Below are 16,055 nucleotides of genomic sequence, written 5' to 3'. Positions count from 1 at the left end.
AGTCAAGACGAGGCCCCGGCCCTCCCCGCCCGATCATCGGCAACATTTCATGTCGCCGATGCTCGCCCGAGGCTTGCCGGGGCCTTGCCCTGTACTTAGTTACCGCTGGAATTCAGCGCTTCAGTCAGTGCAGCTTCCACTTCACTGGCGCTTACACGCAGCGGTTTGTCGGCATCACGGCGACGCTTACGCTCGCTGTGGTAGGCCAGACCAGTACCAGCCGGGATCAGACGACCCACGACCACGTTCTCTTTCAGGCCGCGCAGGTAGTCGCGCTTGCCGGTTACAGCCGCTTCGGTCAGTACGCGGGTGGTTTCCTGGAAGGAAGCCGCGGAGATGAACGACTCGGTGGACAGCGAGGCCTTGGTGATACCCAGCAGCACACGGGTGAACTTGGAGATGAACTTGTCCTCGCCAGCGAGACGCTCGTTCTCTACCAGCACCTGGGTCAGTTCCATCTGGTCGCCCTTGATGAAGCTGGAATCGCCCGACTCGGAGATCTCGACCTTGCGAAGCATCTGACGCAGGATGGTCTCGATGTGCTTGTCGTTGATCTTCACGCCTTGCAGACGGTAAACATCCTGGATCTCGTTGACGATGTACTTCGCCAGCGCGCTCACACCCAGCAGACGCAGGATGTCATGCGGATCGCTCGGGCCGTCGGAGATAACTTCGCCGCGGTTTACCTGTTCACCTTCGAAGACGTTCAGGTGGCGCCACTTCGGAATCAGCTCTTCGTACGGATCGCTACCGTCGGTCGGAGTGATTACCAGGCGACGCTTGCCCTTGGTCTCTTTACCGAATGCGATGGTGCCGCTGACTTCAGCCAGAATCGAGGCTTCTTTCGGACGACGCGCTTCGAACAGGTCGGCAACACGCGGCAGACCACCGGTAATGTCACGGGTCTTCGACGTTTCTTGCGGGATACGCGCGATAACGTCACCAACACCGATCTGCGCACCGTCAGCCACACCGACAAGGGCGTTGGCTGGCAGGAAGTACTGGGCAGGTACGTCGGTACCTGGCAGGTACAGGTCCTTGCCTGAGGCATCGACCATCTTGATTGCTGGACGGATTTCCTTGCCCGCGGCAGGGCGATCCTTGACGTCCAGTACTTCAATGTTGGTCAAGCCAGTCAGTTCATCGGTCTGACGCTTGATGGTGATGTTTTCTTCCATGCCCACGAAGGTCACGGTACCTTTCAGCTCGGTAACGATCGGGTGAGTGTGCGGGTCCCACTTGGCGACGATGGCGCCAGCTTCGACCTTTTCACCTTCCTTGACCGAAATCACCGCACCGTAAGGCAGCTTGTAGCGCTCACGCTCACGACCGAACTCGTCGGCAATCGCCAACTCACCCGAACGCGATACGGCAACCAGGTTACCGTCGGCACGCTCAACCTGCTTCAGGTTGTGCAGACGCACCATACCGCCATTCTTCACCTGGACGCTGTCGGCAGCCGAAGTACGGCTTGCGGCACCACCGATGTGGAACGTACGCATGGTCAGCTGGGTACCCGGCTCACCGATCGACTGGGCAGCGATAACGCCGACAGCTTCACCGATGTTCACCTGGTGACCGCGAGCCAGGTCACGACCGTAGCACTTGGCGCAGATGCCGTAGCGGGTTTCGCAGTTGATCGGCGAACGCACGATCACTTCGTCGATGCTGTTCAGCTCGATGAACTCAACCCACTGCTCGTCGACCAAGGTACCGGCCGGAACGATAACGTCCTCGGTGCCTGGCTTGAACACGTCACGGGCGATGACACGACCCAATACACGCTCACCCAGCGGCTCTACAACGTCGCCGCCTTCGATGTGTGGCGTCATCACCAGGCCCTGATCGGTACCGCAGTCGATCTCGGTCACAACCAGATCCTGGGCAACGTCCACCAGACGACGAGTCAGGTAACCGGAGTTAGCGGTTTTCAGTGCGGTATCCGCCAGACCCTTACGAGCACCGTGAGTCGAGATGAAGTACTGAAGTACGCTCAGACCTTCACGGAAGTTCGCAGTGATCGGCGTCTCGATGATGGAGCCGTCCGGCTTGGCCATCAGACCACGCATACCGGCCAGCTGACGGATCTGGGCTGCGGAACCCCGCGCACCCGAGTCAGCCATCATGTACATCGAGTTGAAGGACTCTTGCTCGACTTCCTTGCCTTCGCGGTCGATGACCTTCTCTTTCGAGAGGTTGGCCATCATCGCCTTGGACACTTCGTCGTTCGCCTTCGACCACAAGTCGATGACTTTGTTGTACTTCTCGCCCTGGGTTACCAGACCGGAGGCGTACTGGCTCTCGATTTCCTTCACTTCGTCGGTAGCGTTACCGATGATGCGGGCTTTCTCGTCCGGGATAACGAAGTCGTTAACACCGATGGAAACGCCGGAAATGGTCGAGTAAGCGAAACCGGTGTACATCAGCTGGTCGGCGAAGATAACGGTCTCTTTCAGACCAACCACGCGATAGCACTGGTTGATCAGCTTGGAGATCGCCTTTTTCTTCATCGGCTGGTTGACCACGTCGTAAGGCAGACCTGCTGGCACAACCTGGAACAGCAGCGCACGGCCAACGGTGGTGTCGACGATGCGGGTGTTCTTGACCACCGAGCCATCACGCTCTTTCACGGTTTCGTTGATACGAACCTTGATTTTCGCGTGCAGGGCGGCTTCGCCGGCGCGGAATACGCGGTCGACTTCCTGCAGGTCGGCGAACACGCGACCCTCGCCCTTGGCATTGATCGCTTCACGGGTCATGTAATACAGACCCAGTACAACGTCCTGCGACGGAACGATGATTGGCTCACCGTTGGCTGGCGACAGGATGTTGTTGGTCGACATCATCAGCGCACGCGCTTCGAGCTGGGCTTCCAGGGTCAGCGGCACGTGAACGGCCATCTGGTCGCCGTCGAAGTCGGCGTTGTACGCAGCACAGACCAGCGGGTGCAGCTGGATAGCCTTACCTTCGATCAGTACGGGTTCAAACGCCTGGATACCCAGACGGTGAAGAGTCGGTGCACGGTTGAGCAGTACGGGGTGTTCGCGAATCACTTCGGCGAGAACGTCCCACACCTCTGGCAGCTCGCGCTCGACCATCTTCTTGGCAGCCTTGATGGTGGTCGCCAGACCACGCATTTCCAGCTTGCCGAAAATGAACGGCTTGAACAGCTCGAGGGCCATCTTCTTCGGCAGACCGCACTGGTGCAGACGCAGGGTCGGACCTACGGTAATTACCGAACGGCCGGAGTAGTCAACACGCTTACCGAGCAAGTTCTGACGGAAGCGACCTTGCTTACCTTTGATCATGTCGGCCAGGGACTTCAGCGGACGCTTGTTCGAGCCAGTGATGGCGCGACCACGGCGGCCGTTGTCCAGCAGGGCGTCGACCGCTTCCTGCAGCATGCGCTTTTCGTTGCGCACGATGATGTCCGGCGCCGACAGATCCAGCAGGCGCTTCAGACGGTTGTTACGGTTGATCACCCGACGATACAGGTCGTTCAGGTCGGAAGTCGCGAAACGGCCACCATCCAGCGGAACCAGCGGACGCAGGTCCGGCGGCAGCACTGGCAGGACGGTCAGGACCATCCACTCAGGCAGGTTGCCCGAGCCCTGGAAAGCTTCCATCAGCTTCAGACGCTTGGAAAGCTTCTTGATCTTGGTTTCCGAGTTGGTCTGCGGAATTTCTTCGCGCAGGCGGCCGATCTCGTGCTCCAGGTCGATAGCGTGCAGCAGCTCGCGGACAGCCTCGGCACCCATGCGGGCGTCAAAGTCGTCACCGAACTCTTCCAGCGCTTCGAAGTACTGCTCGTCGTTCAGCAGCTGGCCCTTTTCCAGGGTAGTCATGCCCGGGTCGATAACGACATAGCTCTCGAAGTAGAGCACGCGTTCGATATCACGCAGGGTCATGTCCATCAGCAGGCCGATACGGGACGGCAGCGACTTCAGGAACCAGATGTGGGCAACCGGCGAGGCCAGCTCGATGTGCGCCATGCGCTCACGACGAACCTTCGCCAGGGCAACTTCAACGCCGCACTTCTCGCAGATTACGCCGCGGTGCTTGAGGCGCTTGTACTTGCCGCACAGGCACTCGTAGTCCTTGACTGGGCCAAAGATCTTGGCGCAGAACAGGCCGTCACGCTCAGGCTTGAACGTACGGTAGTTGATGGTTTCCGGCTTCTTAACTTCACCGAACGACCACGAACGGATCATTTCAGGCGACGCCAGACCGATGCGGATGGCGTCGAACTCTTCGACTTGACCCTGGTTTTTCAGCAAATTCAGTAGGTCTTTCAAGGCCTTTCCTCCTGGCGGAGCAGGGAGCGGGCATTACCTGCCCCACTCCCCTTCGCGTCACGTGTTATTCGGTTTCCAGATCGATATCGATACCGAGCGAACGGATCTCTTTGATCAACACGTTGAAGGACTCGGGCATGCCCGGCTCCATACGGTGATCGCCATCCACGATGTTCTTGTACATCTTGGTACGGCCGTTCACGTCGTCCGACTTCACTGTGAGCATTTCTTGCAGGGTGTATGCCGCGCCGTATGCTTCCAGCGCCCACACTTCCATCTCCCCGAAACGCTGACCACCGAACTGCGCCTTACCACCCAGCGGCTGCTGGGTAACCAGGCTGTAGGAACCAGTGGAACGCGCGTGCATCTTGTCGTCCACCAAGTGGTTCAGCTTGAGCATGTACATGTAACCAACGGTCACAGGACGCTCGAACTTGTTGCCGGTACGGCCGTCGAACAGCACCATCTGGCCGCTCTCTGGCAGGTCGGCCAGCTTCAGCATGGCCTTGATCTCGCGCTCCTTGGCACCATCGAAGACCGGGGTAGCCATCGGCACGCCTTTCTTCAGGTTGTTAGCCAGGGCCAGGATCTCTTCGTCGGTGAACTCGTCGAGGTTTTCCTGACGACCGCCGATCTCGTTGTAGACCTCGGTCAGGAACACGCGCAGCTCAGCAGCTTTACGCTGCTCTTCGAGCATGCGGTCGATCTTCTCGCCCAGACCCTTGGCCGCGAGGCCCAGGTGGGTTTCAAGGATCTGACCAACGTTCATACGCGAAGGTACACCCAGCGGGTTCAGTACGACGTCAACCGGAGTACCGTTGGCATCGTGCGGCATGTCTTCAACCGGCATGATGACCGAGACAACACCCTTGTTACCGTGACGACCGGCCATCTTGTCACCCGGCTGGATGCGACGGCGGATTGCCAGGTAAACCTTGACGATCTTCAGTACGCCCGGTGCCAGGTCATCGCCCTGCTGCAGCTTGCGCTTCTTGTCTTCGAACTTGTCGTCCAGCAGACGGCGACGGTCGACGATGTACTGCTGAGCCTTTTCCAGCTGCTCGTTCAGTGCATCTTCAGCCATGCGCAGTTTGAACCACTGGCCGTGCTCCAGACCGTCCAGCACCTCGTCAGTGATCACGGTGCCTTTCTTCAGGCCCGCACCACCATCAACCACCTGGCCGTTCAGGGCAGAACGCAGACGCTCGAAGGTTGCACCTTCAACAATGCGGAACTCTTCGTTGAGGTCCTTGCGGATCTCGTCGAGCTGCATCTTCTCGATGGCCAGCGCGCGGCTATCGCGCTCCACGCCATCACGGGTGAAGACCTGTACGTCGATGACAGTACCCTTGGTGCCAGTTGGCACACGCAGGGAGGTGTCCTTAACGTCGCTGGCCTTCTCACCGAAGATTGCGCGCAGCAGTTTTTCTTCCGGAGTCAGCTGGGTTTCGCCTTTTGGCGTGACCTTGCCAACCAGGATGTCGCCAGCGCCAACTTCAGCACCTACGTAAACGATACCGGCTTCGTCCAGCTTGTTCAGTGCGGCTTCACCCACGTTCGGGATGTCCGCAGTGATTTCCTCTGGGCCGAGCTTGGTGTCACGCGCCACACAGGTCAGTTCCTGAATGTGGATGGTGGTGAAGCGATCTTCCTGAACCACACGCTCGGACAGGCAGATGGAGTCTTCGAAGTTGAAGCCGTTCCACGCCATGAACGCGATGCGCATGTTCTGACCCAGAGCCAGCTCACCCATATCGGTGGACGGGCCGTCGGCCATGATGTCACCACGCTGAACCTTGTCACCTTTGCTCACCAGCGGACGCTGGTTGATGCAGGTGTTCTGGTTCGAACGGGTGTACTTGGTCAGGTTGTAGATATCCACACCTGCTTCGCCGGTTTCCACTTCGTCGTCGGCAACGCGAACAACGATACGGCTAGCGTCGACCGAGTCGATCACACCACCGCGGCGAGCAACCACGCAGACACCGGAGTCACGGGCAACGTTGCGCTCCATGCCGGTACCTACCAGCGGCTTGTCGGCACGCAGGGTTGGTACAGCCTGACGCTGCATGTTCGAACCCATCAACGCACGGTTGGCGTCGTCGTGCTCGAGGAACGGAATCAGCGACGCTGCAACGGAAACAACCTGCTTCGGCGAAACGTCCATCAGGGTGACGTCTTCCGGCGCCTTGACGGTGAATTCGTTCAGGTGACGAACTGCTACCAGCTCATCGATCAGTTGCTTCTTGTCGTTCATCGCGGCCGAAGCCTGTGCGATGACGTGATCCGCCTCTTCGATTGCCGACAGGAACACGATGTCGTCACTGACAACGCCTTCCTTCACCACGCGGTACGGGCTTTCCAGGAAGCCGTACTGGTTGGTGCGGGCGTAGGCCGCCAAGGAGTTGATCAGACCGATGTTCGGACCTTCAGGGGTCTCGATCGGGCACACACGGCCATAGTGGGTCGGGTGTACGTCACGGACTTCGAAGCCGGCACGCTCACGAGTCAGACCGCCAGGGCCGAGTGCAGAGACGCGACGCTTGTGGGTAATCTCCGAGAGAGGGTTGTTCTGGTCCATGAACTGGGACAGCTGGCTGGAACCAAAGAACTCTTTCACCGCCGCCGCTACCGGCTTGGCGTTGATCAGGTCTTGCGGCATCAGGCCTTCGCTTTCCGCCATCGACAGGCGTTCCTTGACCGCGCGCTCGACACGCACCAGGCCAACACGGAACTGGTTCTCGGCCATCTCGCCGACGCAACGTACGCGGCGGTTACCCAGGTGGTCGATGTCGTCGACGATACCTTTGCCGTTACGGATATCGACCAGGGTCTTCAGAACCTCGACGATGTCTTCCTTGCTCAGCACGCCCGAACCCTCGATCTCGGTACGACCGATACGACGGTTGAACTTCATGCGGCCTACGGCGGACAGATCGTAACGCTCGGCACTGAAGAACAGGTTGTTGAACAGGGTCTCGGCTGCATCCTTGGTTGGCGGCTCGCCTGGACGCATCATGCGGTAGATCTCGACCAGAGCTTCCAGCTGGTTGCTGGTGGTATCGATCTTCAGCGTGTCAGAGATGAACGGACCGCAATCGATGTCGTTGGTGTACAGGGTCTCGATACGGACAACCTGCGCCTTGGCGACCTTGATCAGCAGCTCGGTGGTCATCTCGGTGTTGCATTCGGCGAGGATTTCGCCGGTAGCCGGATGCACGATAGCCTTGGCGGTAGTGCGGCCCAGGACGTATTCCATTGGAACGTCCAGTTGCTTGACGCCGGCCTTCTCGAGCTGGTTGATGTGGCGCGCGGTAATACGGCGGCCTTGCTCGACGATGACTTTGCCGGTTTCGTCATGGATGTCCATGACTGCAACTTCACCACGCAGACGCTGTGGCACCAGTTCCAGGCTGAGTTTTTCGCCGGAAATGTGGAACACGTTGGTGGTGTAGAAGGTATTCAGCACTTCTTCAGTGCTGTAACCCAGGGCGCGCAGCAGCACCGAGGCCGGCAGTTTGCGGCGACGGTCGATACGCACGAACACGCAGTCCTTCGGGTCGAACTCGAAGTCCAGCCAGGAACCGCGGTAAGGGATGATGCGAGCGGAGTACAGCAGCTTGCCCGAGCTGTGGGTCTTGCCACGGTCGTGGTCGAAGAACACACCAGGCGAACGGTGCAGCTGGGAAACGATCACACGCTCGGTACCGTTGATAACGAAGGTACCGTTCTCAGTCATCAGGGGGATTTCACCCATGTAGACTTCTTGCTCTTTGATGTCCTTGATCGCTTTGTTCGACGATTCCTTGTCGAAGATGATCAGGCGCACCTTGACCCGCAGTGGGACCGCGAAGGTCACGCCACGCAGGACACATTCCTTCACATCGAAGGCGGGTTCGCCCAGGCGATAGCCTACGTACTCCAGGGCAGCATTGCCGGAGTAGCTGATGATCGGGAATACCGATTTGAAGGCCGCGTGCAGGCCGACGTCGCGGAAGTGATCCTTGGATGCTCCCGCTTGCAGGAATTCGCGATACGAATCCAGCTGGATGGCCAGGAGGTAAGGCACATCCATGACGTCCGGCAACTTGCTAAAGTCCTTGCGGATACGTTTTTTCTCAGTGTATGAGTAAGCCATCAGCGTTCCCCAGCTTGGTCACCTGCTTGTTTGGCTTCTCCCGGCGGGAGCAGCCAGAAAATCGTGCAAACCCCTTGGTTTGCGCCACCCACATGGGTGTCTTGCAGCTCGTTATCGGGACCGGCCTGACCGGCCACCAATAACGGAAAAAGGCCGGTGGCATAAGCCACCAGCCATCAGCCTTTCGCTCAACGCTCAGGCTGGCATCGCAAGGTCGAGATTACTTCAGCTCGACTTTAGCGCCTGCTTCTTCCAGCTTCTTCTTAGCGTCTTCAGCGGCTTCTTTCGAAACGCCTTCAGCTACAACCTGAGGAGCGCCATCGACTTTCTCTTTGGCTTCTTTCAGGCCCAGACCGGTCAGTTCGCGAACGGCTTTGATCACGTTCACTTTCTTGTCGCCGGCTTCAACCAGAACAACGTTGAACTCGGTCTGCTCTTCAACAACGGCAGCAGCAGCAGCTGGGCCAGCAGCGGCAACAGCAGCGGTAACGCCGAAGGTTTCTTCCATTGCTTTGATCAGCTCAACAACTTCCAGAACGGTTTTCTGGCCGATTGCTTCGATGATTTGTTCGTTAGTCAGAGACATGACTCAATCCTGTATTGGGGTGACAGCCTACGCAGCCATCAAATTAAACGTATGATTTTGAAAGAGTTCGCACGCCTTAGGCGGCGGTAGCTTCTTTCTGGTCGCGAATGGCTGCCAGAGTACGAGCCAGCTTGCTGGTGGCGCCTTGAATAACGCTCATCAGTCGTGCAATAGCTTCGTCGCGGGTCGGCAGGGTAGCCAACACGTCGATCTGGTTCGCTGCAATGAAATTGCCGTCAAACGCAGCTGCCTTGATCTCGAACTTGTCCTGACCCTTGGCGAACTCTTTGAACAGACGAGCAGCAGCGCCCGGGTGTTCGTTGGAGAAAGCAATCAGGGTCGGGCCTTTGAACGCGTCGTTGAGGATCGAGAATTCGGTGCCTTCAACAGCGCGCTTGAGCAGGGTATTACGCACTACACGTACGTATACGCCAGCTTCGCGGGCCTCTTTACGGAGTCCGGTCATTGCGCTTACAGTCACACCACGGGCATCAGCCACGACAGCGGACAGAGCGACTTTGGCAGCCTCGTTGACTTCAGCGACGATGGCCTTCTTGTCTTCGAGTTTAATTGCCACGGGTTTACTCCTGGTTTTTACCGTTTCATCTGGCCGAGGCCGGATGTCGTTTTGGTGTCTGATTCGGTAACGAATCGGGAGCACCATCTGCGTGGGCTGATATTTTAAGGCTTGCGCCGCCTACGGTCTTGGATAGCCCCCGCCAGGCAGGGACCCCAATTTTTGCTGGCGGCGCGACTGGTCGCGCCGCCATGTTCTTACACGTTCAGCGAGCTCTGATCGATGACCAGACCTGGGCCCATGGTGGTGCTCAGGGTAACGCGCTTAACGTAGATACCTTTCGAGGAAGCTGGCTTGATACGCTTCAGGTCAGCGATCAGGGCTTCAACGTTTTCCTTCAGCTTGTCAGCTTCAAAGCCGATCTTGCCAACGGAGGTGTGGATGATACCGTTTTTGTCGGTACGGTAGCGAACCTGACCAGCCTTGGCGTTTTTCACGGCAGTGGCTACGTCTGGGGTCACGGTACCAACTTTCGGGTTAGGCATCAGGCCGCGAGGACCCAGAACCTGACCCAGCTGACCTACAACGCGCATGGCATCAGGCGATGCGATAACGACGTCATAGTTCAGGTCGCCGCCTTTCATTTCGGCAGCCAGATCGTCCATACCTACGCGATCAGCGCCGGCAGCCAGAGCAGCTTCAGCAGCTGGACCCTGGGTGAAGACAGCAACGCGAACGGTCTTGCCAGTGCCGTGTGGCAGCACGGTAGCGCTACGTACGACCTGGTCGGATTTACGCGGGTCAACACCGAGGTTAACAGCGATGTCGTAGGACTCGACGAACTTGGCAGCAGGCAGCGAGGCCAGCAGAGTTGCCGCTTCTTCGAAGTTGTAGGCCTTGCCTGCTTCGATTTTCTCGGCGATTGCCTTTTGGCGTTTGGTCAGCTTAGCCATTACACACCCTCCACGTTCAGGCCCATGCTGCGGGCAGAGCCAGCGATGGTGCGTACAGCAGCGTCCAGGTCAGCGGCAGTCAGGTCAGCCTGTTTGGCTTTCGCGATGTCTTCCAGCTGAGCACGGGTAACGGTACCGACTTTAACGGTGTTCGGGCGAGCCGAACCACTGGTCAGGCCAGCAGCTTTCTTCAGCAGAACCGAGGCAGGGGTGCTCTTGGTCTCGAAGGTGAAGCTACGGTCGCTGTAGACAGTGATGATCACTGGAGTCGGCAGGCCGGCTTCTTGACCCTGGGTACGGGCGTTGAAGGCCTTGCAGAATTCCATGATGTTCACACCATGTTGACCCAGAGCTGGACCAACGGGTGGGCTTGGGTTGGCCTGGCCGGCCTTAACTTGCAGCTTGATGTAAGCCTGAATCTTCTTAGCCATGAGCTACTCCAAAATCGGGTACGAACGCCTGATGGCTCCCCGGATGACTTGCGTTTTATCCCAGTGACGACAAAACCCCGCAGCACACAGGGCTGCGGGGTATGGGATGCTTCGTCCGCCTAGACCTTTTCGACCTGGCTGAACTCGAGCTCCACCGGAGTAGAGCGACCGAAAATGAGCACCGCAACCTGCAGGCGACTCTTTTCGTAGTTAACTTCTTCGACACTACCATTGAAGTCAGCGAACGGACCATCAATGACTCGAACCACTTCACCTGGCTCGAACAGCGTCTTGGGCTTCGGCTTATCGCTACCGTCGGCAACGCGACGCAGGATGGCCTCAGCTTCTTTATCGGTAATCGGCGCAGGCTTGTCAGCAGTACCGCCGATAAAGCCCATCACGCGAGGGGTGTCCTTGACCAAGTGCCAAGTCCCTTCATTCATCTCCATCTGGACCAGTACATAGCCAGGGAAGAATTTACGCTCACTCTTGCGCTTCTGGCCATTGCGCATTTCGACGACTTCTTCGGTCGGGACCAAGATCTCGCCGAAACCGTCTTCCATGCCAGCCAGCTTGACGCGCTCGATGAGGGAGCGCATTACATGCTTCTCGTAACCCGAGTAAGCATGCACAACATACCAACGCTTAGCCACGGGACACCTTTAGCCAACGATCAAGGAGACCGCCCAGCCGAGCAGGGAGTCGAGCCCCCACAGCAGCAGTGCCATAACCAGCACGACAGCCACGACAATCAGCGTGGTCTGGGTGGTTTCCTGGCGGGTCGGCCACACGACTTTACGAATCTCGGTACGAGCTTCCTTCGCCAACGCAAAGAACGACTTGCCCTTCGCAGTCTGCAGAGCTACAAAGCCCGCGACAGCAGCAAGGACGAGAAGCACAAGAACGCGATACAGGATTGGAGAGGCGGAGTAATATTGATTACCCACGACACCAACAACCACCAAAGCCACTACAGCCAGCCACTTGAACAGATCAAAACGCGATTCTTGGGCTTCAGTTTTGGGGGTCATCGAGGAGGATCCTGTAAGAAGAAAGCCATCACACCGAGGTGAAATGGCAGGTCAGGAGGGAATCGAACCCCCAACCTACGGTTTTGGAGACCGTCGCTCTGCCAATTGAGCTACTGACCTGTAACGCTGTATCAGGCCGGCCATTATACCGGCCTGATCAAGTAAATCAACTACTTATTCAATAATTTTTGCTACGACACCGGCGCCGACGGTACGACCGCCTTCACGGATAGCGAAGCGCAGACCGTCTTCCATTGCGATGGTCTTGATCAGGGTAACAGTCATCTGAATGTTGTCACCTGGCATTACCATTTCAACGCCTTCCGGCAGTTCGCAGTTACCGGTCACGTCAGTGGTACGGAAGTAGAACTGTGGACGGTAGCCTTTGAAGAACGGAGTGTGACGGCCGCCTTCTTCCTTCGACAGGACGTAGACTTCTGCGGTGAACTTGGTGTGCGGCTTGACCGAACCTGGCTTGACCAGAACCTGACCACGCTCAACGTCGTCACGCTTGGTGCCACGCAGCAGAACGCCGCAGTTCTCGCCAGCACGACCTTCGTCCAGCAGCTTGCGGAACATCTCAACACCGGTGCAGGTGGTGGTGGTGGTGTCACGCAGACCAACGATTTCCAGCGGATCCTGAACGCGGACGATACCACGCTCGATACGACCGGTAACAACGGTACCACGACCCGAAATCGAGAACACGTCTTCGATCGGCATCAGGAACGGCTGGTCGATAGCACGAACTGGCTCAGGAATGTAGCTGTCCAGAGTTTCTACCAGCTTCTTAACAGCGGTAGTGCCCATTTCGTTGTCGTCTTTGCCTTCCAGCGCCATACGAGCCGAACCGATGATGATCGGGGTGTCGTCGCCTGGGAAGTCATAGGTGGACAGCAGGTCGCGAACTTCCATCTCGACCAGTTCCAGCAGCTCAGCGTCGTCTACCAGGTCAGCCTTGTTCAGGAAGACCACGATGTACGGAACGCCTACCTGACGGGACAGCAGGATGTGCTCACGGGTTTGTGGCATCGGACCATCGGCGGCCGAGCAAACCAGGATCGCGCCGTCCATCTGGGCAGCACCGGTGATCATGTTCTTCACGTAGTCAGCGTGACCTGGGCAGTCAACGTGAGCGTAGTGACGAATGGTCGAGTTGTACTCAACGTGAGCGGTGTTGATGGTGATACCGCGCGCTTTTTCTTCCGGAGCCGAGTCGATCTTGTCGAACTCAACGATTGCCGAACCGAAAACTTCGGAGCAAACGCGAGTCAGAGCTGCGGTCAGAGTGGTCTTACCGTGGTCAACGTGGCCGATAGTGCCGACGTTAACGTGGGGAAGGGAACGATCAAACTTTTCCTTAGCCATCGATACAATCCTCCGCAGAAGAAATAGTCTTGCGCTGATAAAACAAAGGCAGATATTTTCATATCTGCCTTGTTTATATGGAGCTCTTGAGCGGACTTGAACCGCTGACCTCACCCTTACCAAGGGTGTGCTCTACCAACTGAGCTACAAGAGCGAAACACTTTGTGCAAAATCCAGCAAACTTGGAGCGGGTAGCGGGAATCGAACCCGCATCATCAGCTTGGAAGGCTGAGGTTCTACCACTAAACTATACCCGCGGAGCTTGCGGCTCTCGCTAAAACTGGTGGAGGGAGAAGGATTCGAACCTTCGAAGCTCTCGCAACGGATTTACAGTCCGTCCCCTTTGACCGCTCGGGAATCCCTCCAGATGTGGCCGGCATTCTATTTGTCTGCCGTCCTAGTGTCAAGCGTTTTTTCAAATTTTTTCAATCAAATCTGAAACTTAGCTGCTTTGACACCGCTTCCAGCTCTACCACCTGAGTGGTGTTCCCTGTGAAGCGGGCGCCATTCTATCAAGCTATTCGCCAGTTGCAATACCCTGGCAGAAAATAATTTTATGTTTTAAGTCTTTGAAATCATTGGAAAGAGCCAAGAGCACTGTTTGGTCCAACAAACGCTCGCTTTCTGGAGCAACCTTGAGCCAGCGACCATCCGCCCCAGGCAGCTGTCCTGCAACCGGCGAGGTGGCAATATCCAGACTCAGCAGGCGTTGACGCAGCGCATCCAACTGCTCCTGCCCCTTCACGCCTCCGACTACCAGGCATTCATCACGACGCTTGGGCGGTGCCGACACACCTGTCTCACGCAACAGACGGATTTCTTGCTGATTCCCCTTGTACAGCGACAATGGGGCGACTTCCTTGACCTTCAGCGGGGCTTCCTGCTGATGCCATACGTAGTAAAAGACGTTGAGCACCAGTAACAGCAGAAACAACCAGCGCATAGGCACCTCAATCCAATGGGCAGGCCATTGCCAGGCCAACGAAAACCAGGTCAGGCACGACCCGCGCCTGTGGCAGGGCCGCCCTCACCAGCGGCGCATCACCGCCAGTGAGGAACACGGTGAACTCCTCACCCCATAGCACACGAGCCTGCTCAAGCTGGGTGTAGGCAAAGCCCTGGAGCATCAATACGCAACCGCGCTCCACCGCTTCGACAGTCGAGCGACCTGGTGACAAGCTGTTCAATGCGCGCTCCGCAGAGGCATCGTCATAGCGGATACGACGGGTGTGAGTGCGCAACTGGCTACGCATCAATGGCATACCCGGGCAGATGTAGCCCCCCAGATGCTCGCCATCTGCAGACACGAAGTCCGCTTTGGCCGCGGTACCCAGGTCAATCACCAGGCACGCGCCCTTGGCCAGGTGAAATGCCCCCAGCGCCGCCAGCCAACGATCCATACCCAGACGCTGATAGTCGTCATAGCCATTGCGCACACCTGCCATTTCACGGACAGGGTGGGCAACTCTTGCCTGCACGGCAAATGCCTGAGCAATCAACGCGCAAAGCGCATCGGTTTCTTCTTCGCTGCGCACACTGACAATACGGCATCCCGTGAGGCGTACTGAAGCGAGCGCAGCCACTTCGGCCACCAGCGCCTGGTCGGAATCGACGATCCCGCCACCTTCAATCACAGCATCGGCGACATGGATCACCCGCCACTTGATGAAGCTGTTACCGCAATCGAGCTCAAGAATCATCACGCAACCTCAAACTGAGCTCACCACCACTGAAGCTCTTTTCCATCCCGTCCACCTCAAGGCGCAAACCACCCTGCCCGTCGACGCCAAGAACCACACCATCAATACGTGTACTACCAGCAACAAGCGATACATTGCGCCCCTGCCACAAGTGTGCCTGCTCCCACTCCTCCTGGAATGCAGCAAAGCCGTAGCGGCGATGGCGCGCCAATTCGTGCTGTAGGTGCTGACTGAGCAGCGCTACCAAGTGATTGCGATCTATGGCTGCTCCAACCTCACGCCGCATAGAGGTCCACTGCTGATCGACCTGTTCGTTTACCTGCATGTTTACATTGACACCAATGCCTAGCACTACATGACAGACATCTGCAGGATCGCCCACCAACTCCAGGAGAATCCCGGTGATCTTCTGCCCACGTACCAGCACATCGTTAGGCCATTTGAGCCCGACATCCTTTACACCGAACGCCTGCAAGGTGCGCATTACCGCCAACCCCACTACCAAGCTCAACCCCTCGAGCTGACGCATGCCTCCATCGACGCGCAGCACCAGGCTGTAATAGAGATTTTCAGCAAATGGACTGACCCACTGCCGGCCGCGCCGACCGCGTCCGGCGCTCTGGCGCTCAGCCAGAACCAGGAATGGAGCCGCCTGCCCTTCACTGGCAAGGCGCAAGCCTTCGGCATTGGTCGAATCGATGGTTTCGTGGATGAATACCGGCCACTGTTCGCCCACGGCGAACTCGGCGATTGCCTGGGCCTCAAGCAAAGCCAGTGGCGCGGCCAACTGGTAACCGCGCCCACGAACCTTGTGAATGGTGAGGTTCAGCTCACTTTCCAGATGCTGCAGCTGCTTCCAAACTGCGCTGCGACTCACCCCTAGGGCTGCCCCCAGAGCTTCTCCGGAATGGAACCGACCGTCCTTGAGGAGATTCAACAACTTCAGCATGCCAGTCTCGACTTGGAATAAGGGAGGCATGATAGCCATGGGCTGTTGGCTTGCATAGGAAAAGGGCCTGCAGGAGAAGCCTTGTAT

The 16,055-nt window shown here is 57.6% G+C and carries 12 protein-coding genes and 4 tRNA genes; all 16 read right to left on the bottom strand.

Annotation, left to right across the window (positions count from 1 at the left end; genetic code table 11):
* Positions 1 to 95: 95 nt before the first annotated feature.
* Positions 96 to 4,295, bottom strand: a complete 4,200-nt coding sequence (rpoC, locus tag KW568_RS02205) for a DNA-directed RNA polymerase subunit beta' (protein ID WP_003255493.1) — start codon at positions 4,293 to 4,295, stop codon at positions 96 to 98.
* Positions 4,296 to 4,359: 64 nt separating this feature from the next.
* The gene (gene rpoB, locus KW568_RS02200; protein WP_003255495.1) at positions 4,360 to 8,433 is read right to left on the bottom strand and encodes a DNA-directed RNA polymerase subunit beta; all 4,074 of its coding nucleotides are present in this window, start codon (positions 8,431 to 8,433) and stop codon (positions 4,360 to 4,362) included.
* Between the two features lie 220 nt (positions 8,434 to 8,653).
* Positions 8,654 to 9,019, bottom strand: coding sequence for a 50S ribosomal protein L7/L12 (rplL, locus tag KW568_RS02195; protein WP_003255496.1), 366 nt, complete (start codon positions 9,017 to 9,019; stop codon positions 8,654 to 8,656).
* A 76-nt stretch (positions 9,020 to 9,095) separates the two neighbouring features.
* Positions 9,096 to 9,596 (bottom strand): 50S ribosomal protein L10, encoded by a 501-nt coding sequence (gene rplJ / locus KW568_RS02190; protein WP_003255497.1) that lies wholly within the window; start codon positions 9,594 to 9,596, stop codon positions 9,096 to 9,098.
* 197 nt (positions 9,597 to 9,793) lie between these two features.
* On the bottom strand, positions 9,794 to 10,489 hold the full coding sequence (gene rplA, locus KW568_RS02185; RefSeq protein WP_003255499.1) for a 50S ribosomal protein L1: 696 nt from the start codon (positions 10,487 to 10,489) through the stop codon (positions 9,794 to 9,796).
* Complete coding sequence (gene rplK / locus KW568_RS02180) at positions 10,489 to 10,920, bottom strand: 50S ribosomal protein L11 (RefSeq protein WP_003255500.1); 432 nt, start codon at positions 10,918 to 10,920, stop codon at positions 10,489 to 10,491. Before rplK ends, rplA begins: the two co-directional genes overlap by 1 nt.
* Before the next feature lie 119 nt (positions 10,921 to 11,039).
* Positions 11,040 to 11,573 carry a transcription termination/antitermination protein NusG gene (gene nusG, locus KW568_RS02175; RefSeq protein WP_003255501.1) on the bottom strand — a complete coding sequence of 178 codons (534 nt, stop codon included), beginning with the start codon at positions 11,571 to 11,573 and terminating at the stop codon, positions 11,040 to 11,042.
* A gap of 9 nt (positions 11,574 to 11,582) precedes the next feature.
* Complete coding sequence (gene secE / locus KW568_RS02170) at positions 11,583 to 11,951, bottom strand: preprotein translocase subunit SecE (RefSeq protein WP_003255502.1); 369 nt, start codon at positions 11,949 to 11,951, stop codon at positions 11,583 to 11,585.
* Between the two features lie 44 nt (positions 11,952 to 11,995).
* Positions 11,996 to 12,071 (bottom strand) — tRNA-Trp (locus tag KW568_RS02165).
* A gap of 54 nt (positions 12,072 to 12,125) precedes the next feature.
* Positions 12,126 to 13,319, bottom strand: coding sequence for an elongation factor Tu (gene tuf, locus KW568_RS02160; RefSeq protein WP_003255489.1), 1,194 nt, complete (start codon positions 13,317 to 13,319; stop codon positions 12,126 to 12,128).
* Positions 13,320 to 13,397: 78 nt separating this feature from the next.
* Positions 13,398 to 13,473, bottom strand: a tRNA-Thr gene (locus tag KW568_RS02155).
* A 29-nt stretch (positions 13,474 to 13,502) separates the two neighbouring features.
* Positions 13,503 to 13,576, bottom strand: a tRNA-Gly gene (locus KW568_RS02150).
* A 24-nt stretch (positions 13,577 to 13,600) separates the two neighbouring features.
* Positions 13,601 to 13,684 (bottom strand) — tRNA-Tyr (locus KW568_RS02145).
* 152 nt (positions 13,685 to 13,836) lie between these two features.
* Complete coding sequence (locus tag KW568_RS02140) at positions 13,837 to 14,262, bottom strand: hypothetical protein (protein ID WP_003255504.1); 426 nt, start codon at positions 14,260 to 14,262, stop codon at positions 13,837 to 13,839.
* Positions 14,263 to 14,269: 7 nt separating this feature from the next.
* Positions 14,270 to 15,019 carry a pantothenate kinase gene (locus KW568_RS02135; protein ID WP_004575793.1) on the bottom strand — a complete coding sequence of 250 codons (750 nt, stop codon included), beginning with the start codon at positions 15,017 to 15,019 and terminating at the stop codon, positions 14,270 to 14,272.
* Positions 15,009 to 15,968: a bifunctional biotin--[acetyl-CoA-carboxylase] ligase/biotin operon repressor BirA gene (gene birA, locus KW568_RS02130; RefSeq protein ID WP_004575794.1), complete on the bottom strand. Its 960-nt coding sequence runs from the start codon at positions 15,966 to 15,968 to the stop codon at positions 15,009 to 15,011. Before birA ends, KW568_RS02135 begins: the two co-directional genes overlap by 11 nt.
* Positions 15,969 to 16,055: the final 87 nt, after the last annotated feature.

Source organism: Pseudomonas sp. HD6515 (assembly GCF_024971855.1).
Taxonomy (GTDB): domain Bacteria; phylum Pseudomonadota; class Gammaproteobacteria; order Pseudomonadales; family Pseudomonadaceae; genus Aquipseudomonas; species Aquipseudomonas alloputida.
Note: the sequence above shows the minus strand (reverse complement) of the source record. Positions and strands in the feature narration are given on the sequence as shown.

Bases quoted from the DNA above. Each gene is read 5' to 3' on its own strand.
- rplK (WP_003255500.1), bottom strand. From the start codon at position 10,920: ATGGCTAAGAAGATTCAGGCTTACATCAAGCTGCAAGTTAAGGCCGGC.
- birA (WP_004575794.1), bottom strand. From the start codon at position 15,968: ATGCTGAAGTTGTTGAATCTCCTCAAGGACGGTCGGTTCCATTCCGGA.
- KW568_RS02135 (WP_004575793.1), bottom strand. From the start codon at position 15,019: ATGATTCTTGAGCTCGATTGCGGTAACAGCTTCATCAAGTGGCGGGTG.
- rplL (WP_003255496.1), bottom strand. From the start codon at position 9,019: ATGTCTCTGACTAACGAACAAATCATCGAAGCAATCGGCCAGAAAACC.
- tuf (WP_003255489.1), bottom strand. From the start codon at position 13,319: ATGGCTAAGGAAAAGTTTGATCGTTCCCTTCCCCACGTTAACGTCGGC.
- KW568_RS02140 (WP_003255504.1), bottom strand. From the start codon at position 14,262: ATGCGCTGGTTGTTTCTGCTGTTACTGGTGCTCAACGTCTTTTACTAC.
- secE (WP_003255502.1), bottom strand. From the start codon at position 11,951: ATGACCCCCAAAACTGAAGCCCAAGAATCGCGTTTTGATCTGTTCAAG.
- rplA (WP_003255499.1), bottom strand. From the start codon at position 10,489: ATGGCTAAGCTGACCAAACGCCAAAAGGCAATCGCCGAGAAAATCGAA.
- rpoB (WP_003255495.1), bottom strand. From the start codon at position 8,433: ATGGCTTACTCATACACTGAGAAAAAACGTATCCGCAAGGACTTTAGC.